Annotated in this window: 15 protein-coding genes; 11 read left to right on the forward strand and 4 right to left on the reverse strand. The window is 73.0% G+C overall.

All coding sequences use genetic code 11. The features are described 5' to 3' along the window. The first annotated feature begins 10 nt into the window (after nucleotides 1-10). From C9F11_RS06425 to C9F11_RS06445, 5 genes are all read left to right on the forward strand, one after another. Nucleotides 11-2,578, forward strand: coding sequence for an FtsX family ABC transporter permease (locus C9F11_RS06425; RefSeq protein WP_138958332.1), 2,568 nt, complete (start codon nucleotides 11-13; stop codon nucleotides 2,576-2,578). Nucleotides 2,579-2,654: 76 nt separating this feature from the next. Further along, nucleotides 2,655-3,545 carry a TIGR03621 family F420-dependent LLM class oxidoreductase gene (locus tag C9F11_RS06430; RefSeq protein ID WP_138958333.1) on the forward strand — a complete coding sequence of 297 codons (891 nt, stop codon included), beginning with the start codon at nucleotides 2,655-2,657 and terminating at the stop codon, nucleotides 3,543-3,545. 139 nt (nucleotides 3,546-3,684) lie between these two features. Further along, the gene (locus C9F11_RS06435) at nucleotides 3,685-4,110 is read left to right on the forward strand and encodes a GNAT family N-acetyltransferase (RefSeq protein WP_138958334.1); all 426 of its coding nucleotides are present in this window, start codon (nucleotides 3,685-3,687) and stop codon (nucleotides 4,108-4,110) included. A 217-nt stretch (nucleotides 4,111-4,327) separates the two neighbouring features. After that, nucleotides 4,328-5,791 carry a hemolysin family protein gene (locus C9F11_RS06440; RefSeq protein ID WP_138958335.1) on the forward strand — a complete coding sequence of 488 codons (1,464 nt, stop codon included), beginning with the start codon at nucleotides 4,328-4,330 and terminating at the stop codon, nucleotides 5,789-5,791. Continuing rightward, a complete protein-coding gene (locus C9F11_RS06445) occupies nucleotides 5,788-6,801 on the forward strand; it encodes a hemolysin family protein (RefSeq protein ID WP_138958336.1) in 1,014 nt (337 codons plus the stop codon). The genes C9F11_RS06440 and C9F11_RS06445 overlap by 4 nt, the downstream gene beginning before the upstream one ends. 45 nt (nucleotides 6,802-6,846) lie before the next feature. On the opposite strand, the gene C9F11_RS06450 is transcribed toward C9F11_RS06445, so the two are convergent. Together C9F11_RS06450 and C9F11_RS06455 are read right to left on the reverse strand one after the other, a co-directional pair. Beyond that, nucleotides 6,847-7,095, reverse strand: coding sequence for a holin (locus C9F11_RS06450; RefSeq protein ID WP_138958337.1), 249 nt, complete (start codon nucleotides 7,093-7,095; stop codon nucleotides 6,847-6,849). A 41-nt stretch (nucleotides 7,096-7,136) separates the two neighbouring features. Next, nucleotides 7,137-8,123, reverse strand: coding sequence for a LysR substrate-binding domain-containing protein (locus C9F11_RS06455; RefSeq protein ID WP_138958338.1), 987 nt, complete (start codon nucleotides 8,121-8,123; stop codon nucleotides 7,137-7,139). Nucleotides 8,124-8,193: 70 nt separating this feature from the next. Between C9F11_RS06455 and C9F11_RS06460 the strand changes: the two genes are divergently transcribed. The 4 genes from C9F11_RS06460 (at nucleotide 8,194) to purB (ending at nucleotide 12,428) form a co-directional block, all read left to right on the forward strand. Next, nucleotides 8,194-8,853 carry a maleylpyruvate isomerase family mycothiol-dependent enzyme gene (locus C9F11_RS06460; RefSeq protein ID WP_138958339.1) on the forward strand — a complete coding sequence of 220 codons (660 nt, stop codon included), beginning with the start codon at nucleotides 8,194-8,196 and terminating at the stop codon, nucleotides 8,851-8,853. A gap of 223 nt (nucleotides 8,854-9,076) precedes the next feature. Beyond that, on the forward strand, nucleotides 9,077-9,922 hold the full coding sequence (locus C9F11_RS06465; protein ID WP_138958340.1) for an SGNH/GDSL hydrolase family protein: 846 nt from the start codon (nucleotides 9,077-9,079) through the stop codon (nucleotides 9,920-9,922). Nucleotides 9,923-10,093: 171 nt separating this feature from the next. Next, entirely contained in the window at nucleotides 10,094-10,867 is a 774-nt protein-coding gene (locus C9F11_RS06470) for an SDR family oxidoreductase (RefSeq protein WP_138958341.1), read from the forward strand. A 118-nt stretch (nucleotides 10,868-10,985) separates the two neighbouring features. After that, nucleotides 10,986-12,428, forward strand: a complete 1,443-nt coding sequence (gene purB / locus C9F11_RS06475) for an adenylosuccinate lyase (protein WP_138958342.1) — start codon at nucleotides 10,986-10,988, stop codon at nucleotides 12,426-12,428. 68 nt (nucleotides 12,429-12,496) lie between these two features. On the opposite strand, the gene C9F11_RS06480 is transcribed toward purB, so the two are convergent. Next, on the reverse strand, nucleotides 12,497-13,090 hold the full coding sequence (locus C9F11_RS06480; RefSeq protein WP_138966163.1) for a DedA family protein: 594 nt from the start codon (nucleotides 13,088-13,090) through the stop codon (nucleotides 12,497-12,499). A 264-nt stretch (nucleotides 13,091-13,354) separates the two neighbouring features. Here C9F11_RS06480 and C9F11_RS06485 point away from each other — a divergent pair, with 264 nt between their 5' ends. Further along, a complete protein-coding gene (locus tag C9F11_RS06485) occupies nucleotides 13,355-14,497 on the forward strand; it encodes a sensor histidine kinase (protein ID WP_138958343.1) in 1,143 nt (380 codons plus the stop codon). Further along, entirely contained in the window at nucleotides 14,497-15,132 is a 636-nt protein-coding gene (locus C9F11_RS06490; protein WP_212767809.1) for a response regulator transcription factor, read from the forward strand. The genes C9F11_RS06485 and C9F11_RS06490 overlap by 1 nt, the downstream gene beginning before the upstream one ends. A 154-nt stretch (nucleotides 15,133-15,286) precedes the next feature. On the opposite strand, the gene lysA is transcribed toward C9F11_RS06490, so the two are convergent. Further along, the gene (gene lysA, locus C9F11_RS06495) at nucleotides 15,287-16,678 is read right to left on the reverse strand and encodes a diaminopimelate decarboxylase (RefSeq protein ID WP_249401623.1); all 1,392 of its coding nucleotides are present in this window, start codon (nucleotides 16,676-16,678) and stop codon (nucleotides 15,287-15,289) included. Between the last annotated feature and the right edge of the window lie 37 nt (nucleotides 16,679-16,715).

Raw genomic sequence — 16,715 nt, forward strand, 5'->3', positions numbered from 1 at the left:
GCGGACCGCCGTGCTCAAGTCCACGCTCCGCAGTTTCCTCGCCCACAAGGGCAGGCTGTTCCTCTCCGCGCTCGCCGTGGTCCTCTCGGTGGCGTTCGTCGCGGGCAGCCTGATCTTCTCGGACACCGTCAACCGCACCTTCGACCGGCTCTTCGCGTCCACCTCGGCCGACGTCGCGGTCTCCCCGAAGGACGACGACGGGCGGGTGTCGACGGGACACACCCCGACGCTGCCCGCCGCCGTGGCGAAGGAGGTCGCGCGGATCGACGGCGTCGCGGCCACGCACGTCGACGCGTCCGTGGAGAACGTCACCGTCGTCGACCGCGACAACGACGCGGTGAGCCCGACGACCGGGGCCCCGACCATCGCCGCCAACTGGTACGAGACCGAGCGCAGCCCGGTGCGGCTCACCTCGGGCCACGTGCCGCGCGGCCCCGGCCAGGCCCTGCTCGACGCGGACACGGCCGACAGGAAGGACGTGGAGATCGGCGACACGCTGACGGTGATCGCCGCGCCCGGCTCCTTCCGGGTCGAGGTCGTCGGCATCGTCACGTTCCGCACCACCAACCCCGGTGCCGCCCTGGTCTTCCTGGACACCCCGACCACGCAGACCAAGCTGCTCGGCGACAAGAAGGCGGCGACGAGCATCGCCGTGGACGCGGCGCCCGGGGTGAGCGACGCCGAGCTGAAGCGGCGCGTCGCCGCCCGGCTCGGATCGACGTACGAGCTGAAGACCGCGGCCGAGCAGGCCGAGTCCGCCGCGGCCGCGCTCGGCGGGTTCCTGGACGTCGTCAAGTACGTGATGCTCGGCTTCGCCGGGGTCGCCGTCCTCGTCGGCGTGTTCCTGATCGTCAACACCTTCTCCATGCTCATCGCGCAGCGCACCCGCGAGCTGGGGCTGCTGCGCGCCCTCGGCGCCGACCGCAGACAGGTGCGCCGCTCGGTGCTCATCGAGGCCGTGCTGCTCGGTCTGGCGGGCTCCACCCTGGGGCTCGGCGCCGGGATCGGGCTCGCGGCCGGACTCATCGAACTGATGGGTCTGCTCGGCATGAACCTGAAGTCGACGGAGATGGTGATCGGCTGGCCGACGCCCGTCGCCGCGTACGTGGTGGGCGTCGGGGTCACGTTCGTCGCCGCGTATCTGCCCGCGCGCCGGGCCGCGGGGGTCTCGCCGATGGCCGCGCTCGCGGACGCCGAGATCGCCGGTGTGGGGCGGCCGCTGCGGCTGCGGGCGCTCGTCGGGGCCGGGGTCGGGGCGGCCGGGGCGGCGGCGCTCGTGGGGTGCGCGGCCGCGGGCGACACCTCCACGTCGGCCTCGCTGCTCGGGCTCGGCGTCGCCCTCACCCTCGTCGCCATGGTCGTGGCGGGCCCGCTGCTCGTCCGCCCGGTGGTCCGGGTGCTCGGCGGCGCCTTCCCCGCGGTCTTCGGGTCCGTGGGCCGCATGAGCCAGCGCAACGCGCTGCGCAACCCGCGCCGCACGGGTGCGACGGCCGCCGCCCTGATGGTGGGCCTGGCGCTGGTGGGCGGCCTGTCCGTGGCGAGCGCGTCGATGACGAAGTCGTTCGACGAACAGATCGACAAGACGCTGGGCGCGGACTTCGTCGTCAACGGCGCCGCCAACCCCTTCACCCCGTTCCCCGCCGAGGTCACCGAGAAGGTGCAGGCGACACGGGGCGCGGGGCTCACCGTCCGCAACCGCTTCGCGAACCTGAAGCTGCGCACGCCCGACGGCAGGACCGTGAAGTCCACCGTCGCGGGCTACGGCGACCGGGTCGACGAGGTCCTCAACCTCTCGTACGCGCGCGGCAGTACGGCCCGGGCGCTGGCCCCCGGTCACGTCGCGATGGACCAGGACTTCGCCGAGGACCACGGCGTACGCGTCGGTTCGGTGCTGCCCGTGGAGGTCGCGGACCGGCGCGCTGCCGACCTCACGGTCGGCGCGCTCACCGACATGGACCTCGCGGAAGGGCCCGGCCTGGAGGGCGGGATCTTCATGGGGCTCGGCACGCTGGAGAAGTACGTCCCCGACGGACAGGACGCCACGCTCTACGTCAACGCCGCCGAGGGCACGGACGCGGGCACGCTGCGGGACCGGCTCGAGTCCGTGCTCGACCCGTACCCGCAGCTGAAGGTGCTCGACCAGGCCGACTACAAGAAGCTGATCCGCGAACAGATCGCCGTGCTGCTCTACCTGGTGTACGCGCTGCTCGGCCTCGCGATCGTCATCGCCGTGCTCGGCGTGGTCAACACCCTGGCCCTGTCGGTCGTGGAGCGCACCCGGGAGATCGGGCTGCTGCGCGCGATCGGCCTCGCGCGGCGGCAGCTGCGGCGCATGATCCGCCTGGAGTCGGTGGTCATCGCGGTGTTCGGCGCGGTGCTCGGGCTCGCGCTCGGCCTGGTGTGGGGCGTGTCGATGCAGCAGGTGCTGGCGCTACAGGGCCTGAAGGCGTTCGCGGTGCCGTGGGCGACGATCGTCGCCGTGGTGGTCGGTTCGGTCGTCGTGGGGATCGTCGCGGCCCTGCTTCCGGCGCTGCGGGCGTCGCGCATGAACGTGCTGGAGGCGATCGCGCACGAGTGAGCGACGGACCTGCGCCCGGTACGGTCGAGGGGGCGGCGTGCCCGCCCCCCAACCGCGCGACACGTGAGGAGCGTTCATGACCAGGCCGTTCCGGTTCGGCGTCACCATGATGACCCCCGCGGCGGGGGACGAGTGGCGCACGAAGTGCCGCAGGGCGGAGGAGCTCGGCTACGACGTGATCCTGGTCGCCGACCATCTGGGGATGCCCGCGCCGTTCCCCGCGCTCGTCGCGGCGGCCGAGGCCACGGAGCGGCCGCGGGTCGGCACCTTCGTCCTCAACGCCGGGTTCTGGAACCCCGCTCTGCTCGCGCGCGAGGTCGCCACGGCGGACGCGCTGACCGGTGGCAGGCTCGAACTGGGCCTCGGCACCGGATACGTGCGGGCGGAGTTCGACGCGGCGGGCCTGCCGTGGCCGACGGCGAGCGAGCGCGTGTCCCATCTGGTCCGCACCATCGAGGAGTTGGACCGGATCCTCGCCTCGCCGGAGCACCGGCCCGAGCCCCGGCAGCGGCCGCGCCCGCCCCTGCTGGTCGGCGGCAACAGCGACCACGTCCTGAAGGTGATCGCCACGCACGCCGACATCGCGGCGTTCACCGGTACGCGCACCGTCCCGGGCGACCCGAACGGCAAGCTGGCCGTCCTCACGGCAGAGGCCGTGCACGAGCGAGTGGCCGCGTACCAGCGGTTCGCCGCGGGGCGCTCCGCCCCCGCCGAGCTGAACCTCCTGCTCCAGGTGGTCGAGGAGACGCGGGACCGGCGGGCCACCGTCCGGCCGTCGCTCGGGCACGTCCCGCACCTCACCGAGGACGAGGCCCTGGAGGCACCGATCCTCCTGCTGGGCACGGTCCGGCAGATGGCCGAGCAGCTGCGCGCGCAGCGGGAGCGGTACGGCTTCTCGTACATCACGGTCCTGGAGCGGAGCCTGGAGGCGTTCGGCCCGGTCATCGAGGAGCTGCGCGGGGAGTGACACACCGCGGCCCCGCCGTCCTGTCGCCCCGCTGTCCTGTCGTCCCGCTGTCCCGCCGCGCTGCCGCGCTCTCGTCCGGGCTCTGTCCGGATTCTGAAATTCCGGGCGATGGGGCCGCGGCCGGTGATGGGATGCGGCCATGGATGATCTACGGATTCGGCCCGCCCGGCCCGGCGACCTGGACGCGGTCCTCGCCTTCTGGAAGGTGGCCGGGGAGGGCACGAGCATCAGCGACGACCGCGCGGGCGTGGAGCGCCTCGTGGCCCGCGACCCCGACGCGCTGCTCCTGGCCGAGCGCGGTGGCGAGCTGGTGGGCACGGCGATCGCGGGCTTCGACGGCTGGCGGTGCCATCTGTACCGGCTCGCCGTACACCCCGACCAGCGCAGGCGCGGGATCGGCTCGGCGCTGCTCACGGCGGCGGAGCAGCGCTTCGCGGCGCTCGGCGGGCGCCGCGCGGACGCCATGGTGCTCAACCGCAACGAGCGGGCCCACCACGCCTGGCACGCGGCCGGGTACGCGCCGGAGCCGCAGTGGAGCCGCTGGGTGAAGCACCTCGACGAGTGACGCCCCCGGAGCCACGCATCCGTCACTTTTCATCACTTTTCGCAGCCATTTACTACGGAACGTAATGCCCCTGATAGTGCTTTGCTGATCCTTTAACATGGATGGACCCCTGTAACCCCGACGAAAGGTGTGAGCGTCCGCCCATGGGCGAGCCTCCTAGTACCCGACATCGCGCACTCACCACGCCCCTGGCCGATCATGGGACGGAGGTGACCCGATGACCGAAGTGCTCCTGCTCCTCGTGGCGGTGCTGCTGTCGCTCGCGTGCGGCGTCTTCGTCGCGGCGGAGTTCTCGCTCACGACCGTCGAGCGCAGCGAGCTGGAGAGCGCGGCGGAGCGCGGCGAACGCGGCGCCGAGAGCGCCCTCAAGGCGGTCAAGAACCTCACCTTCCAGCTCTCCGGCGCACAGCTCGGCATCACCGTGACCGGCCTGGTCGTCGGCATGCTCGCCAAGCCCGCGATCGGCGATCTGATCGAGGGCCCGCTCGGCTCCGCCGGCGTGCCCGAGGGAGCCGCGTCGACCGTCGCCCTGCTGCTCGGCACGGCGCTGTCCACGGTCTTCCTGATGGTCGTCGGCGAGCTGGTGCCGAAGAACTGGGCGATCTCCTCGCCGCTGCCCATCGCCAAGCGCGTCGCGACCCCGCAGCGGATCTTCAGCGCGGCCTTCCGGCCCTTCATCACGCATCTGAACAACACCGCGAACCGCGCCGTGCGCCGCATGGGCATGGAGCCCGCCGAGGAGCTCGCCTCCGCACGCGGCCCCAAGGAGCTCGCGGCCCTGGCCCGGCACTCCGCCAAGGAGGGCGCCCTCGAGGCGGAGGCCGCCGAGCGGTTCATGCGCACGCTGAACCTCGCCGACCTGACCGCCGAGAACGTGATGACGCCGCGCGTCCAGGTCGTGGCCCTGGAAGCCCAGGCCACCTGCCAGGACGTCGCCAACGCGACCCGCGGGACCGGTCTGTCGCGCTTCCCCGTCTACCAGGGCTCCCTCGACACGGTCGTCGGCGTCGTCCACATCAAGGACGTCATCGCGCTGCCCGCCGAGCGCAGGCCGCGGCTGCCCGTCCGCGAGCTCATGCGCGAGCCGCTGCTCGTGCCGGAGTCCCTGACCGTCGACCGGCTGCTCGACCGGCTCTCGGGCAAGCGCACCATGGCCGTCGTCATCGACGAGTACGGCGGCACCGCGGGCGTCGCCACGCTGGAGGACATCGTCGAGGAAGTCGTCGGCGAGGTGCATGACGAGCACGACCCGCACGAGACGCCCGACCTGGCCGCCGTCGGCACCGACGAGGACGGCCGCGAGCTGTACTCGGCGGACGGCTCGGCCCGCACCGACGAGCTGGCCCGCGTGGGCCTGCGCGTACCGGACGGACCGTACGAGACGCTCGCCGGAGTCGTCGCGACCGAACTCGGCCGCATCCCCGCCGTCGGCGACCGCGTCGACGTCGGCGGCTGGCACCTGGAGGTCGTGGACGCGGGCGGCCGGCGCGCCGCGCGCGTCCTGCTGCACGCCCCGGCGCCGAGCGACGACGCGGACGCCGGGGACGGCGAGGGCGACGGATACGGCCGCGAGGGCCGTGACGGCGGACGGACCGGCACCGGTGCCGAGGGACGTGGCAACGGCGAGGACCGGCGCGGAGGCTCTCTTGGGCGGGACGAGAAGGGGAAGGGCGAGCGATGACCGTCATCCAGTTGCTGATCGGCCTGGCGACGCTCGTCGTCAACGCCTTCTTCGTGGGTGCCGAGTTCGCTCTGATCTCGGTGCGCCGCAGCCAGATCGAACCGCACGCCGAGGACGGCGACCGGCGCGCCAAGAGCGTGCTGTGGGGGCTCCAGCACGTGTCCGTGCTGATGGCCGCGGCGCAGCTCGGCATCACGCTGTGCACCCTGGTGCTCGGCGTGGTCGCCGAACCCGCGATCGCGCACCTGCTGGAGCCGCTGTTCGACGCGGTGGGCGTGCCGCACGGCCTGGTCCACCCCATCTCGTTCGTCATCGCGCTCGCCGTGGCGACGTATCTGCACATGCTGCTCGGCGAGATGATCCCCAAGAACGTCGCGCTGGCCGAGCCGGTGCGCAGCGCCCTGCTGCTCGGTCCGCCCCTGGTGGCGCTGGCCCGCACGCTGCGCCCGGTGGTCTTCACGGTCAACGCGTTCGCCAACGGGATCCTGAAGCTGCTGCGGGTCGAGACCAAGGACGAGGTCGCGGCGACCTTCTCGGACGCCGAACTGGCCCGCATGGTGCAGGACTCCAGCGACGCGGGACTGATCGACGACCGCGCCCAGGAACGGCTGCACGACGCGCTCGAACTGGGCCGCCGCCCCGTCCGCGACGTGGTGCTCCCCCTGGAACGCGTGGTCTACGCGCGCGTGGGCGTCACCCCGGAGAAGCTGGAGCGCCTGTCGGCCGACAGCGGCTTCTCGCGCTTCCCCGTCGTCGACGAGGGGCGGCGGATCGTCGGCTATCTGCACGTCAAGGACGCTCTGGAGGTCACCCCGCGCGACCTGCCCTTCCGGGTGGCGGACATGCGGCCGATCGCGCGCGTCCGCGAGACCACGCCGCTGGACGGCGTGCTCACGGCCATGCGGGGCAGCCGTACGCACGTGGCCGCCGTGCTCGGCGCGGACGGCCGCCTGGCGGGCATGGTCACGATGGAGGACGTGCTGCGGGAGCTGTTCGGGCAGCCCGTCTAGCTCCGCTGGTCCCTCTGCGCGAGCTCACCGGAGGGCGCGCTTCCGTCAGCCGACGGGGGCGCGCCCTCCGCCGTCCGGGGTCTCCGTGAAGCCGGGCCCGGGCGGGCCGACCTTCGCCGAGCCGAGCGCGGTCAGGACGGCGAGCAGGGCCGCCATGCCCGCGGTGCCGAGGGCCGCCGCCCAGGCCACGTCCAGGAGGTTCGTCGCCCCGGCGACGAGGATCGCGGCGAGTGCCTGCGCGAAGGTGCGGACGGCACGCTCCGCGGTGGCTTTCCAGAAGGCAGCGCTCCACATGGCGGCCCCCTCTCCAGGAGCGAGGCCTCACGGTTGAGCCCTCAACTGCCCTTATGGTCGCGCCCCTTGGCACCGCTTGTCGACGCGTCGGCCGCCCCGGGCATGAGGGCCTCCTGGAGCCGGGTGAGGAAGGCGTGGGCGGCGGGCCCCTGCGGGCCGTCCGCACGGCGGGCGAGCGCGATCCGGCCGCGCGGCACCGGCTCGGCGAACGGCAGCGCCCGCAGGCCGAGCTCCGCGACCTCCGCCTCCGTCGCGGGGAAGACCGCCACGCCCAGGCCGCGCGCCGCCAGCTGGGTGACCAGATCGGGCGCGGCCGCCTCGAAGGCGACCCGCGGCGCGAACCCGGCCTGCGCACAGGCCCGTTCCAGGGCCGCCCGCAGCCCGGTGCCCCGCAGCAGGCAGATGAGGGGGCGCTCGGCGAGCGCGGCCAGGGGGAGGCCGGGGGCGGTGGCGGTCTCCGCGAGGCCCGCGCGTTCCTCCACGTACGCGATCAGCGGGTCGCCCTCGGCCACGACGGCCGCCAGCGGTTCGTCCACCACGATGTCCCAGAGGACGCCCTGGGGCGGGGTGTCGGTCGTCGGGCCGACCAGGGCGATGTCGAGTTCGCCCGCCCGGAGCGCGGCCAGCATGCGCTCCGACGTGTCCTCGGTCAGGGCTATCTCCACGTGCGGATGGTCGTCGTGGAAGTCCGCGAGCAGCTCCGCCACGCCGAACATGCCGGTCGCGGAGCCCGAGACCACCCCGAGCGTGACGCGGCCGCGCAGCAGCCCGGTGAACTCGTCGGCCGTCTGCCGCATCCCTTCCACGGCGGCGAGCGCGGCACGGGCGTACGGCAGTACCGCCGCGCCCGCCTCCGTCACGGTGACCGTACGGCCCGAACGGTCGAGGAGCCGCTGCCCCAACTCCCTCTCCAGCTGACGCACCTGGGCGCTCACCCCGGGCTGCGCCACGTGCAACCGGGCCGCGGCGCGGGTGAAGTTGGCCTCTTCCACGACGGTCAGGAAGTACCGCAGCTGGCGAAGTTCCATAACCAGGAATGCTAGTCACCAGACGTACTGGCTCTTGGACTTGTCGCACCGCCCCTTGGATCTTGGAACCATGGGGAACACACGGGGCACGGGTCCCGGAACCACATCGGAACAGCACATACGGTCCGCCATCGCGGCCGAGCGCCGCGACCTCGCCGACCTCCTGGAGAGCCTGACGCCCGAGCAGTGGGACGCACCGTCGCTGTGCGCGGGCTGGCGGGTGCGGGAGGTCGCGGCGCACATGTCGCTCGGCTTCCGCTACCCGCTCCCCCGCGTCCTGTGGCAGCTCGTCAGGGCGGGCGGCAGTCTGCACCGCATGACGGACCGGTGCGCCCGCGCGGACGCGGCGGCGTACGGGACGGACGAGCTCGCCGGTTTCCTGCGCGAGCACGCACACCACCCGTGGACCCCTCCTGTGGGCGGCTTCGCCAGCGCGCTCGGCCACGACGTCGTGCACGGCATGGACATCACGGTGGCCCTCGGCGTGGACCGGCGCGTACCGGAGGACCGGGTGCGGATCCTCCTGGACCACGTCACCGTCAAGGGCGCCAAGTTCTTCGGCGCCGACCTCGCCGGGGTCCAGCTGTGCGCCGACGACCTCGACCGGACGTACGGCTCCGGGGCGCCGCTGCGGGGAGCGGGCCAGGACCTGCTGCTCGCCGCGTTCGGCCGCGCGGTGCCGCGGGGGCGGCTGCACGGGGAGCCGAGCGGGCGCTTCACTGCGGCCTGAGCGGGGGGGCCGCGCGTCGGCCTGAGCGGGGGCCGCGCGTCGGGCAGGGCCGGGGTCGCGCGGCGGCCTGGGGGGGCGCGGCCGCACCCGGGCCCGGGTGCCATCCGGGGCTCAGGCCAGGTGCCGTCAGCGGCTCAGGTCCGGGCGCCAGCGGCGGCTCGGGCCCGGGTGCCATCGACACCTCGGGCCCGGCCCGCACCCGCGGGATACCATCGACCCCGCCATGCAGATCAACGCCACCTACTCCAGCCTCGTCGCGGTCGGCGACTCCTTCACCGAGGGCATGTCCGACCTGCTGCCCGACGGCGGCTACCGCGGCTGGGCGGACGTCCTGGCCGAGCGCGTCGCCGCCCGCACCCCCGGCTTCCGGTACGCCAACCTCGCCGTGCGGGGCAAGCTCATCGGGCAGATCGTCGACGAGCAGGTCGGCGTCGCCGCCGCGCTCGGCGCCGATGTGATCACGCTCGTGGGCGGCCTCAACGACACCCTGCGCCCCAAGTGCGACATGGGGCGCGTACGCGGTCTGCTCGAACAGGCCGTGGAGACCCTCGCCCCGTCCTGCAAGCAGCTCGTCCTGATGCGCAGCCCCGGCCGCCAAGGCCCGGTCCTCGAACGGTTCCGGCCCCGCATGGAGGAGCTCTTCTCCCACGTCGACGACCTCGCGGCCCGCCACGGCGCCGTCGTCGTCGATCTGTACGGGTCGGCGGCGCTCGGCGACCAGCGCATGTGGGACGTGGACCGCCTGCATCTGACGGCGGAGGGGCACCGCAGGGTCGCCGAGGCGGTCTGGCAGACGCTCGGGTACGAGCCCCAGGAGGACTGGCAGGCACCGCTGCCCGTCGCCGTGCCCCCGTCCTGGTCCGCGCGGCGCGTCGCCGACGCCCGCTTCGCCCGGCAGCACCTGGCCCCGTGGATCGGCCGCCGACTGACGGGCCGCTCCTCCGGCGACGGCCGGACAGGCGCCCACGTGGACCCCACGACGGGCCGCGCCTTCTGGGTCACCCCGACCGACACCGCGTCGCCCGGCCCGGTCCAGGGCTGGCACCGCGTGGAGCCGGACCCCTCCTGAGCCCGGCGGCACAGCCACTCGTGCCCGGCCCAGCCGGGTGGCCGGGTGGCCGGGTGGCCGGGTGGCCGGGTACAAGCTGTACCCCCTTGCACGGAATGCCGTCGCGATCTCGGGAGTTGGCCGGAACAGAAGTGGATCACTCCTGCTCCCCACCCCGACAAGGATCGCGCCATGACCACCCCGCCTCCCGCCCCTCGCCCCACGGCCCCCGCCGCCGTGCCCGGCCCGGGGCCCCTGCACGGCCGTACCATCGTCCTCATCGGCGGCGGCTCCGGCATCGGGCTCCGCGTCGCCCACCAGGCGGTGGCCGCAGGTGCCCGGGTGGTGCTCGGCGGGCGGTCCGCCGACCGGCTCGCCGCCGCGGCCCAGGAACTGGGGGACGCCGCGACCTGGCACACCGTGGACGTCACCGACCGCGCCTCCCTCGCCGCGTTCTTCGCCCCCGTGGAACGCGTCGACCACCTCCTCACCACCGCGGGCACCTACCGGGTCGGCCCCATGCTGGAACTGAGCGACGAGGACGCCGAGAGCCCCTTCGTCGCCAAGTTCTGGGGCCAGTACCACGCGGTGCGGCTCGCCGCGCCCAAGCTCACGGCCGACGGGTCCGTGGTCCTGATGTCCGGCGCCGCGGGCGCGCGCCCACCGGGCCCCGCGCCCGCCTACGCCGCCTGCAACGCCGCCCTCGAAGGCCTCGCCCGCGGCCTCGCCGTCGAGCTCGCCCCCGTACGCGTCAACGTCGTCTCCCCCGGCACCATCGACGGCAACCTGTGGCAGGGCCGCCCCGCCGAAGCCCGCGAGCAGGCCTTCGCCCAGTACCGCAGGGACACCCTCCTGCACCGCCTCGGCAGCGAGGACGAGATCGCCCACGCGGTGCTCTATCTGTTCGGGAACGGCTATACGACGGGGTCTACGTTGTATCCGGATGGGGGCTACACGCTGAGGTGACTGTCAGACGGGGGGTGGGGCCCCTCCCCCCCTCCCCACCCCGCCCCTCCCCCTCGTAGATTCAGACGAACCCAGCCATGGCGCTGGCCTGCAGAAACCGCCAGTAGAATGGCCGACTGTGACTGCTGCGCCTGCTAAGCCCCGTATCCCGAACGTCCTCGCCGGGCGTTACGCCTCCGCCGAGCTCGCCACGCTCTGGTCGCCCGAGCAGAAGGTCAAGCTCGAGCGTCAGCTCTGGCTCGCCGTGCTGCGCGCGCAGAAGGACCTCGGCATCGAGGTGCCGGACGCGGCGCTCGCCGACTACGAGCGGGTCCTCGACCAGGTCGACCTGGCCTCCATCGCCGAGCGTGAGAAGGTCACGCGCCACGATGTGAAGGCCCGCATCGAGGAGTTCAACGCCCTCGCCGGACACGAGCACGTCCACAAGGGCATGACCTCCCGCGATCTGACGGAGAACGTGGAGCAGCTGCAGATCCGGCTCTCCCTGGAGCTGGTGCGGGACCGCACGGTGGCGGTGCTCGCGCGGCTCGGCCGGCTCTCCGGCGAGTACGCGGAGCTGGTCATGGCGGGCCGCTCGCACAACGTGGCCGCTCAGGCGACGACCCTCGGCAAGCGCTTCGCGACCGCCGCCGACGAGCTGCTCGTCGCCTATCGCCGTCTTGAGGACCTCCTCGGCCGCTACCCGCTGCGTGGCATCAAGGGCCCCGTCGGCACCGCTCAGGACATGCTGGACCTGCTCGGTGGCGACGCGGACAAGCTCGCCGATCTGGAGCGCCGCATCGCGACGCATCTGGGCTTCGACAGTGCCTTCACCTCCGTCGGTCAGGTCTACCCGCGCTCCCTCGACTACGAGGTCGTCACGGCGCTCGTGCAGCTGGCCGCCGCGCCGTCGTCCCTGGCGAAGACGGTCCGGCTGATGGCCGGGCACGAGCTGGTCACCGAAGGCTTCAAGCCGGGCCAGGTCGGCTCGTCCGCCATGCCGCACAAGATGAACACCCGCTCCTGCGAGCGTGTCAACGGTCTGACGGTCATCCTGCGCGGCTATGCCTCCATGACCGCCGAGCTGGCCGGCGACCAGTGGAACGAGGGCGACGTGTCGTGCTCCGTGGTCCGCCGTGTGGCCCTGCCCGACGCGTTCTTCGCGCTGGACGGGCTCCTTGAGACGTTCCTGACGGTGCTCGACGAGTTCGGTGCGTTCCCCGCTGTCGTCGCCCGGGAGCTGGACCGCTATCTGCCGTTCCTCGCCACCACCAAGGTCCTCATGGCGTCGGTGCGGGCGGGTGTGGGCCGTGAGGAGGCCCACGAGGCGATCAAGGAGAACGCGGTGGCTTCCGCGCTCGCCATGCGGGAGCAGGGCGTCGAGCGCAACGAGCTCCTCGACAAGCTGGCCGCCGACTCCCGGATTCCGCTGGACCGCGCGCAGCTGGACGAGCTGATGGCCGACAAACTGTCGTTCACCGGCGCTGCCGGGGCGCAGGTCGCCGCGGTCGTCGCGCAGATCGAGGCGGTGCTCAAGGAGCACCCCGCGGCTGCGGCGTACGCGCCGGGCGCGATTCTCTGACGCGCGGTCTCCCGCGTACCGGGAGGCCACACTCGTCGGGCGGGCCGTGGTCCGCGTGCCCGGCACGGTCAGCTCCGTGCCCGGTGCGCGCCGCGGCCCGCTTTGCGTATGCGGGCCACCACGAAGGCCAGGGCGGTGAGGGCGACGATGCCGAGGACGGCCTTCGAGTAGAGGCCGACGACGTCGGTGACTTCGTGCCAGCGGGTGCCCAGGGCATGGCCGACGAGCACGAAGCCGCTGTTCCAGATGAGGCTGCCCGCGGTGGTGAGACCGAGGAAGACCGGTAGGGGCATGCGCTCGATGCCCGCCGGTATCGAGATCATGCTGCGGAAGATGGGCACCATGCGGCCGAAGAACACGGCTTTGGTGCCGTGGCGGGCGAACCACGCTTCTGTCTTCTCTATGTCGGACGTCTTGACCAGCGGCAGGCGGGCGGCGATCGCGACGGTGCGGTCGCGGCCGAGCAGGGCGCCGATGGCGTAGAGGGCGATGGCTCCCGCCACTGATCCGGCGGTGGTCCACAGGAGCGCGGCGAGGAGGCTGAACTTGCCCTGGCTCGCGGCGAATCCGGCGAGGGGCAGGATGACTTCGCTGGGCAGGGGCGGGAAGAGGTTCTCCAGCGCGATGGCGGCGCCCGCGCCTGCCGCGCCGAGGGAGTCCATGAGGTCGGCGGCCCAGCCCGCTATGCCGCTCGCGGGGGCGTCCGGTGATGCGGACGCGTGGGGGGTGAGGAGGGGTGCGTGGAGTGCGTGCTCGGCTGTGAGGATCATGTCGTCGACGCTACGGAATGTGCAGGCCAGGGCGGTATGGGGGGCGCCGCAGAGTTGGGCTGTGGGGCTCCGTAGGGCGGGGCTGTGGGGTCCCTCAGTGAGGTGTGCGGTTTTCCGCAGTCCGCGGAGCGCGGCGCTCGACTAGCGTGATTGATCATGCGGAGCTATTTCATGCGCCGACTGCGCGTCGCCGTGGGCGTGTTGCTCGGATTCCTCAGCGCGATCGTCGAGCTGGTCCTCACCTTGGCGTCGGGCCTCTGGCTGCTGCTCACGCTCGGGCGGTCCGGCGCGGGCCGGGGCGAGTCGGCCGTGGTCGCTCGGGTCGCCCGCCGGTGGGCCGCCGGGCAGCGGCGCCGGATGGCGAGGTGGTACGGGTCGGAGATAGCGCCGCCGACGAGCGGTGCGCCCGCGCTGGCCTTCGTCGCCACGCGCTGGCCGGTGGGGCTGCTCGGCGGCCTGGTCCTGGTGTGCGCCTTGATAGGTGGGGGCTATGCCTCGTTGCTGCTGTGGGGCTGGGCCGCGGTCGATCTGAGCAGATGGCCGATGACCATGGGCGTCTCGGGCTTTGGTGGGATGTTCCTGCTGTTCCTGGCGGCTCAGGGGGTACGGGCGGTGGCGCTGATGGACGAGCGCCTCGCGCGGCACTTCCTCGGGCCGAGTGCCCGTCAGCGCATGCAGCGCCGGATCGGGGAGCTGGCGGAGAGCCGCGCGGGTGTGGTGGAGGCGGTGCACGACGAGCGGCGCCGTATCGAGCGCGATCTGCACGACGGCGTGCAGCAGCGTCTGGTGGCGCTGGGCATGCTGCTGGGCCGGGCCCGTCGTACGCCGGATGCGGAGAAGTCGGCGGCGCTGCTGCGCCAGGCGCATGAGGAGAGTCAGCAGGCGCTGGTGGAGCTGCGGGAGGTGGCCTGGCGGGTGTATCCGGCGGCGTTGGACGAGGGCGGGCTGGCGGCGGCTCTGGAGACGGTCGCGGAGCGGGCCGCGATCCCGGTGCGCCTCGACTGTGAGCTGCGGGACGCGCCGCCGCCCACGGCTCAGGCCGTCGCCTACTTCGTGGCGGCCGAGGCCGTGACGAATGCGGTGAAGCACTCGGGCGCCAGCCTGGTCACGGTGCGTGCGCGGGGTGCGGAGGGGGTGTTGCGGCTGCGGGTGGAGGACGACGGCCGGGGTGGTGCCGATCCGGCGGGCGGTGGGCTGTTGGGCCTGACGCGGAGGGTCGCCGCGCTCGACGGTACGTTCAGTGTGGCCAGTCCGGCCGGGGGTCCCACTGTCATCACCGCGGAGTTGCCATGCGTGTAATGATCGCCGACGATTCGACGCTGCTGCGCGAGGGGCTGTCCCGGCTGTTGGCGGACGAGGGGCATGAGGTGACGGCGTCCGTGGGGGACGCGCAGGCGTTGCTCGACGCGATCGCGGCCGATCCGCCGGACGCGGCGGTCGTGGATGTGCGGATGCCTCCGACACATACGGACGAGGGGCTGCGCGCGGCGCTGGAGATCCGCCGTTCCTGGCCGGGTACGGGGGTTCTGGTGCTGTCCCAGTATGTGGAGCGGCGGTATGCCACGGATTTGTTGACCACGGCGACGGAGGGCGTGGGCTATCTCCTGAAGGACCGGGTGGTGCAGGTCGACGAGTTCTTGGACGCCCTGGACCGGGTGGGTGCGGGGCGGACGGCCTTCGACCCGGAAGTCGTGCGTCAGTTGCTGACGTTCAGCAGGCAGGTGGATCCGCTGGCGCGGTTGACGGACCGGGAGCGCGAGGTGCTGGGCAAGATGGCGCAGGGGCATACGAACGCGGCGATCGCGGAGCAGTTGCACGTGTCGCAGAGCGCGGTGGAGAAGTATGTGAACGCGATCTTCGACAAGTTGGAGTTGCCTTCGGCGAGCGGGTACAGCCGCCGGGTGTTGGCGGTGCTGCGCTTCGTGGGGTCGTGAGGTGGGGCCGTCGAGGGCGTGGAGGAGTCGTCCGGGTGAGGTCCGGGTGTGGAGGGCGTGGCAGGTGTGGGAGCTGTCCGGGGGCGGGGGGTGCGGACCCGCTGGCGGGCCGCCCCTGAGGGGGCGTGAGGGGGGCGGCCCGCCTTCGGTGCGGCTAGAGGCCGACGTCTCGGCTGCGGATGTCCTCCAGGGACTCGCGGCGTACGAGGAGGCGGGCGTGGCCGTCTGCGACGGCGACGACCGGTGGGCGGCCGACGAGGTTGTAGCCGGAGGCCATCGACAGGTGGTAGGCGCCCGCGACGGGTACGGCGAGCAGGTCGCCGGGGTGGGTGTCGCCGGGCAGTTGGATGTCGGTGGCGAGGACATCCCCGGCTTCGCAGTGGCGGCCGACGACGGTGACGGTGGTGGGTTCGGCGGTGGAGCGGCGCCCGATGAGGCGGGGCAGGTAGCGCACTCCGTACAGGGCGGGGCGTGGGTTGTCGCTCATGCCGCCGTCGACGGCGACGAAGGTCCGTTCGCTGGTGCGCTTCACGGACAGGACGCGGTAGAGGGCGACGCCTGCGGGTCCTGCGATGGCGCGGCCGGGTTCGACGATCAGGCGGGGCACGGGGAGGCCGGCCGCCGCGCAGCTCTCGGTGAGTTCGGCGCGCACCTTGCGGGCGAGGGTGGTGATGTCGAGTGCGTCCTCGCCGGGGCGGTAGGCGATGCCGTGGCCGCCGCCGAGGTCCAGTTCGGGCAGGGTGATGCCGTGGTGGTCCTTGATGCGGGCCATCAGGCCGACGAGGCGGCGCACGGCGCACAGGTAGGGCTTGTCCGTGGTGATCTGGGAGCCCAAGTGGCAGTGCAGGCCGACCAGTTCGAGTCCGGGCTGGTCGAGGATGCGGGCGATGGCGTGCTGGGCGGAGCCGTCGGTGATGGACAGGCCGAACTTCTGGTCCTCGGTGCCGGTGCGGATCTTGCTGTGGCCGCCCGCGGCGATGCCTGGTACGACGCGGACGAGGACCTTCTGGCGGCTGCCGTGGGGCACGGCCGAGGCGAGCCGGGCGATTTCCGAGGCGCTGTCGATGACGATGCGTCCGACGCCGAGCCGCAGGGCGGCGTGCAGGTCCTGCGGGCTCTTGGCGTTGCCGTGCAGGACGATGCGGTGGGCGGGGAAGCCGGTGGTGACGGCGAGTTCGAGCTCGCCGGCGGAGCACACGTCGAGGCCGAGTCCCTCTTCCGCGACCCAGTGCGCCATGGCGCGGCACAGGAAGGCCTTGGCCGCGTACAGGACGTCGGTGTGGGGGAAGGCGTGCAGATAGGTGCGGCAGCGGTCGCGTACGTCGGCTTCGTCCAGGAGGTAGGCGGGAGTGCCGAAGCGGTCGGCTATGTCGGTGAGTGCCACGCCGCCGACGGACAGGTCGCCGTGCGGGAGGCGGGTGGTGGAGTGCGGCCAGACCGTGAGGTCGTCGTCGGCGTCCAGGTGTGCGGGGGGCGGGGGCGGTGGTGCGGGCGGGGTGGGGAGCGCGGTGTGGTCGCGGGCCGCGGGCAGGTCGGCAAGGGTCATGGCGGGGTCCTCGTTTCGCCTCGTCTTCACATCGTCA

Source organism: Streptomyces sp. YIM 121038 (assembly GCF_006088715.1).
Lineage (GTDB): Bacteria > Actinomycetota > Actinomycetes > Streptomycetales > Streptomycetaceae > Streptomyces.

Coding starts and splice junctions, on each gene's coding strand:
- C9F11_RS06430 (WP_138958333.1), top strand. CDS start 2,655: ATGACCAGGCCGTTCCGGTTCGGCGTCACCATGATGACCCCCGCGGCG.
- C9F11_RS06435 (WP_138958334.1), top strand. CDS start 3,685: ATGGATGATCTACGGATTCGGCCCGCCCGGCCCGGCGACCTGGACGCG.
- C9F11_RS06440 (WP_138958335.1), top strand. CDS start 4,328: ATGACCGAAGTGCTCCTGCTCCTCGTGGCGGTGCTGCTGTCGCTCGCG.
- C9F11_RS06445 (WP_138958336.1), top strand. CDS start 5,788: ATGACCGTCATCCAGTTGCTGATCGGCCTGGCGACGCTCGTCGTCAAC.
- C9F11_RS06450 (WP_138958337.1), bottom strand. CDS start 7,095: ATGTGGAGCGCTGCCTTCTGGAAAGCCACCGCGGAGCGTGCCGTCCGC.
- C9F11_RS06455 (WP_138958338.1), bottom strand. CDS start 8,123: ATGGAACTTCGCCAGCTGCGGTACTTCCTGACCGTCGTGGAAGAGGCC.
- C9F11_RS06460 (WP_138958339.1), top strand. CDS start 8,194: ATGGGGAACACACGGGGCACGGGTCCCGGAACCACATCGGAACAGCAC.
- C9F11_RS06465 (WP_138958340.1), top strand. CDS start 9,077: ATGCAGATCAACGCCACCTACTCCAGCCTCGTCGCGGTCGGCGACTCC.
- C9F11_RS06470 (WP_138958341.1), top strand. CDS start 10,094: ATGACCACCCCGCCTCCCGCCCCTCGCCCCACGGCCCCCGCCGCCGTG.
- C9F11_RS06480 (WP_138966163.1), bottom strand. CDS start 13,090: ATGGACTCCCTCGGCGCGGCAGGCGCGGGCGCCGCCATCGCGCTGGAG.
- C9F11_RS06485 (WP_138958343.1), top strand. CDS start 13,355: ATGCGGAGCTATTTCATGCGCCGACTGCGCGTCGCCGTGGGCGTGTTG.
- C9F11_RS06490 (WP_212767809.1), top strand. CDS start 14,497: ATGATCGCCGACGATTCGACGCTGCTGCGCGAGGGGCTGTCCCGGCTG.
- lysA (WP_249401623.1), bottom strand. CDS start 16,678: ATGACCCTTGCCGACCTGCCCGCGGCCCGCGACCACACCGCGCTCCCC.